This is a genomic window from Brucella sp. HL-2, assembly GCF_025846885.2.
GTDB lineage: Bacteria > Pseudomonadota > Alphaproteobacteria > Rhizobiales > Rhizobiaceae > Brucella > Brucella quorumnocens.
Window position 1 is genome coordinate 1 of record NZ_JAOYTK010000057.1, and the last position, 4,732, is coordinate 4,732.

Genomic DNA, 4,732 nt, shown 5'->3' on the forward strand with positions numbered 1-4,732 from the left:
CAAACAATTCGCTATCATCGCCTCGAAGCGTTAGACGCGTGGAAAAGTGCGGCCTGCCTTGCCTGAAATCCGAGAGCATCAGCCCATTATCGGCTTGGGCAACTTAACGTGACAACACCGTTTGGTGATCTTCTTGATGAAACGATGGTCCTGCTCAAGGATATTGTTCAAATATTTGATCTGTAGAACTGCAATCAACTGACCGGTGCCAGTGATTTTCAGAATATTGTTTACGGCCTGCGCACCAGCTAAATTGGCTCCGCTTTTATCAATAATGATCTTGTGTGGAACACCGCTGCTTGCGATGGCCTTCTTAAAGAAACGCCGCGCAGTGCCGAGGTTTCGGCGCTCAGAGAGCATGAACTCAAGCGTTTGGCCGTCACGATCAACCGCTCTATACAGATAGCTCCATTTCCCTTTGATCTTTGTATAGGTCTCGTCAACACGCCATGAACCAAGTGTTGGGCGTTGCGTGTCTGTGCCTGAGCCGCAATCTGCGGTGCGTATCGAACAACCCACCGGTTCAATGTCGCATGATCGATTTCTACGCCGCGTTCGGCCATAATTTCCTGGAGATCGCGATAGGAAACTGAATAGCGGACATAGAAGAAAACGGCATACAGGATGACGCTTTTGGGGAAATGAGCCCCTTTAAAATCGACCGTCATCTCTACTCACCTCAATCAGTTACGCACAACAACGATGACAGAATGCCTATCGCTGAACTATGAAAAAACGCTCGGACACACTTCAGTTTACAGTCTCTCGGCATCATCACATCAGCGAAAATACGGTCACCTACGATACAATTCGCAGCCATCGAAGCACAAATATGACCAAAGTTAAGGCCCGCCCGCGCTATAAGCTGTTTGCAACGGAGTCTTGCTATTAAACTACTTTTTCAAGTTTCGCGCATCCGATAATCTATCGATCAGTATTGAAAAAAATTCACGATTACTCAATCCTTGACTCGAAGGGCTGTAGATTCCACCAACCCCTTTTATTTCGAATTGCTCTACATTCACACTGTCGCACATGGAACGAGCATAATCTATAACGAAATCAAGTTGTTTTAACGTCGCTCTCTTTCCGAAATTATCGAGCACATCTTCTAGACCATTGTAAGAATTGTTCGAATCCTGACTAAAATAGGTCTGAAAAAAATTTATAGCCTCCGCCTCCGATTCACGCGAATAAACTCTTTGAACTCTCTTTTTTCGAAGGATTTTTACAATTTTCTTTAGAAAGGTCACTCCGTCTATATGATCCGCCTTTAAATTATAGTTCGCTCCGTAGTTAGCTATATCGAACTTATCGACGTCTCCCGCTTCGATTATTTTCTCCAAATACTTAATAACGTCATCGACTTGAGATAGATTGCCTCCTTTCCCGAAAGAACTCACCGCATCCTCATAAGATCCGTAATCATCCTTCCAGCCTTGATAAAAATAAGCCCCAAAAAACTGCTTTAATGAGTTTTCCATAATCAAAGATCCGGAAATGAAGTTAAAATACTATATCCCATCTTACTTAGCGGATCACGTACAATCACAACGGTTGTTTTCGTTGTTTGCACCGGTGTGCTTGCACCCGCTTTCATAACATTTCCCACTGTGGAGTTTGAGCTAGCGGAAATCACGAGTTTATCCCCATCCGAATTAAGCCAACCAGATATTATAGTGCTATTTCTATCTAAAGTGTTCGCTACCGCTGAACTCGCCGTCTCAATGTTCGGAAACGAAGAAGCAAAAGTCAGGGTGGGATCGCTGGCCAAGCGCGCACTCAGTTCAGCATCTGACTTCCCCACATGCCGTGCAACAGTGTGACCGCCGAAGTTCTCATACGCTACTAGCGAATGTCCTGATACATCGGTTAGGTTCCCGGCGTTGGTAATTTCTAATTGTTCAACTGCTTTGAGCGCTGCAACTTCTCTTTCACCGATAACAGCACCTTTGATTGCTGCTCCAGCCTCGGGCGCTGCAATAGCAATTGCGAGGTTGATCGCGAAGCTCGACATATATTCTCCAGCAGTGGCGTAGTCACCATTCGCCAGAGCCTTGAAGTAGAGAAGTGAGCTTTCCGACAGACTGTCAGCACTGTTAAAGCCATATTTCAATCCTGCTGCGACAGGGTCGTTTGCAATCTCCCAGGCGACGTTGGTTAAAGATTTCGCCATGCCAGATGGATCGCTGAACAGATTTACAAAGTCCTGCCCCTGCTCCTTTGCACCCTTCAACATGCCCTCTTCGAACTGCTGCCGATTGAGAGTAATGCCGACAGTCTGCGCATAGAGAGACATCACAAGAGCTTCAACACAGCCTTCGCGATCCGAGATTGTAATTGGTTTTCCCGAAAGGGTAGTGATTGTGCAGGATGCAGCACGGGCTGATGGCACAATCCATTGCCAGATATCGAAATTCTGGCTGTGCTGTTCCATACATCCTTGTGCCTGCAACTGCCGAAGTGCGTCAGCCGGATCGATATCCTTATTGCGAATGGCCCCGGCTAGCGCAGGTTCAGAAATGCGCTCAAGAAGGTTGCCCATGATTTCAGTAACAGCTACGCCCGCTTCCAACGCCTTTTGTATGGATGTATCCGACAGATAATAGTCGATTTCGACGTGCTTATCCTTGGTGATCTCGTAAGCCTTGTCGGGATCGCGGTTGAGATCGTCGAGCGATGCGGTCTGACCAGAGGACTCAAGCTCGGCCTGCTTGTCCTTGTCACGGATGATGATTTCGCCCGGCCCGACGGTGGCGCGTACTTCCTGACCTGTATCGTCTTTTTGATACGTGCCTTCAGCGGTGTTGTTAGCCTGAGAGGTCTGGTCCGGCTGCTGCTCCTTACCCGTCAGGTCAATATTGGCCTGAACATCGAAGCCCTCATATTGCTTCGATCCGGAGAAGTCCTCATGCGTCAGTGTTCCGGTTTCCAGCGTGAGATCACCGTTTTCCGAGACGATCTTGCCTGCACCAAGGTGGGTATTCCCCTCGACGGTCACGTCCATCTTGCCCTTGGAGACAAGACCCGACTGTTCATCGATCCAGTTGGTTTCGCCAGAACCCGTGCCATAGCCGGGTGAGATGCCAGAGGTGCTGATGCCAAGCGAGACAGACTTGTTGGAGCGTTCGCCCGTATCCGCCTGAGAGACGATGTTGAGATCACGACCGACATTCGCGGTGACGGTCTCACCTTTAACAACTGCCCCCTTGAGATTGGTATCGCGGCCGGATTCAATCTTGATGTCGCCAGTGCCGTTTACATGGGTGTTGACCTGCGTAGTGCCGTTACCCTTCGACTTGCTAATGCCGCCATGCGCATTGGCGTCAGGACCAAATTCTACGCCCGTCAGGGATATCCCAGCCGAAACACCGACACTCGCACCTGCTGATGTGCTGGATGAGGACGAAGAGTTGGTAGCCTGTGCACTTAGCAGATTGATGTCGTTACCAGCTTTCAGGCTGATATCGCCATCACCACCTGATGGCAGGCCATGCTCGTCATAACCAGCCGCAATTTGAGAGCCATGACTGTTGATGTCGCCCGATTTGGCTTCGATAGAGAGGTTATTGCCAGCCCGGATGTCGGTGACGACCGGGCTCGAGCTTTCATTCTTTTCCTTCGATTTCGAATATTCAAAGCCGACACCCACAGACGCAGAGGCGATATTGCCTTTGGCCTTGCCGTTTTCATCAAGCGTCACCATCGACTTGAGGTTGCTTGCAGCATCGATTGCCTTCAGCCCTGCGAAGCCTGCATTGGCTGCTGAATAGCCATCAGAAACATTGCCGATTTTCTCTGCCGAATTGCCAATGCTTTTTGCTGCACCCACAACACCGCTTGACACCTGCGCGGTCACACCTGCGAAGAGCTCCTCATGCATGTGCTCATAGTTGGTTTTGTCCTGTGCTGCGAGCAGATTGACATCGCGTTCGGCCGTGATGGCTACATCATGCTCGGCTTCGACTTTCGCTGCCTGCAGATTGGCATCCCGACCCGCATTGATGGTGACGTCATTGCCAGCCTTGAGACTGGAACGCGCATTGGTTTCAGCACCCTGCTTTGTTTCATCCTTCGATGAACCATAGCCGATACCGATGGAAGCGCTGCCTTCACCGGACTTGACCTGAACACCGAAGCCGGAACGCTTTTCCTTCTCCTGCGACGCGTAGCTTTCAGCGCCGGGCAGGATGTTCACATCGCGTGCTGCATCGAGCGCAATGTCATTGCCCGCTTCGACTTTCGAGCCGACAATGTTGACGTCTGTCTCGCGGGCTTTGATGGTGACATCCTTGCCAGCCGAGAGCTCAGAGCCGACATTGGCGGTAATCGCCTCGCTGTCCGACTTTTCCTTTTTACCGTAGATCGAATAGAAGCCGTCGCCTGAGCCAACACCCAGGCCGGACTTTTTCGAGGAGCTGGCGCTGTCATGGCGCTCCTGCGCACCGATAATGGAAACGCTGTCGCCTTCAATGGCGATGTTGTCGCCCGCTGCGACCTTCGAGCCCGCAATGGCGACATTTTTATCAGCGCTCAGCTTTACGTTACCGGATCCACCGAGCTCGGATGCCACCGTGGTCTCATCGTAGATGTGGGTCTTGTCGCTCTTCTTTGACAGGAAGCCCGACTTCGACTTTGAGCCGTCCTGTTCGCTCGTATCCTTGCCCGATGCGATGATGAGATCGCCGCCTGCATTGATATTCAGATCGGCCTTGTGATCATCCGTACCAGC

At 50.4% G+C, this 4,732-nt stretch carries 2 protein-coding genes and 1 pseudogene; all 3 read right to left on the bottom strand.

What is annotated here, in order from left to right:
* Window positions 1-120 precede the first annotated feature (120 nt).
* Window positions 121-668, bottom strand: a pseudogene (locus OIV19_RS23360) (IS6 family transposase); the annotation flags it as partial.
* Between the two features lie 225 nt (window positions 669-893).
* Window positions 894-1,484 (bottom strand): contact-dependent growth inhibition system immunity protein, encoded by a 591-nt coding sequence (locus OIV19_RS23365; protein WP_264234287.1) that lies wholly within the window; start codon window positions 1,482-1,484, stop codon window positions 894-896.
* A gap of 2 nt (window positions 1,485-1,486) precedes the next feature.
* A partial coding sequence (locus OIV19_RS23370) for a hemagglutinin repeat-containing protein (protein ID WP_264234289.1) occupies window positions 1,487-4,732 on the bottom strand: 3,246 nt, incomplete at its 5' end.

Excerpts from the sequence above, each read along its gene's own strand:
- OIV19_RS23365 (WP_264234287.1), bottom strand. The coding sequence starts at position 1,484 with ATGGAAAACTCATTAAAGCAGTTTTTTGGGGCTTATTTTTATCAAGGC.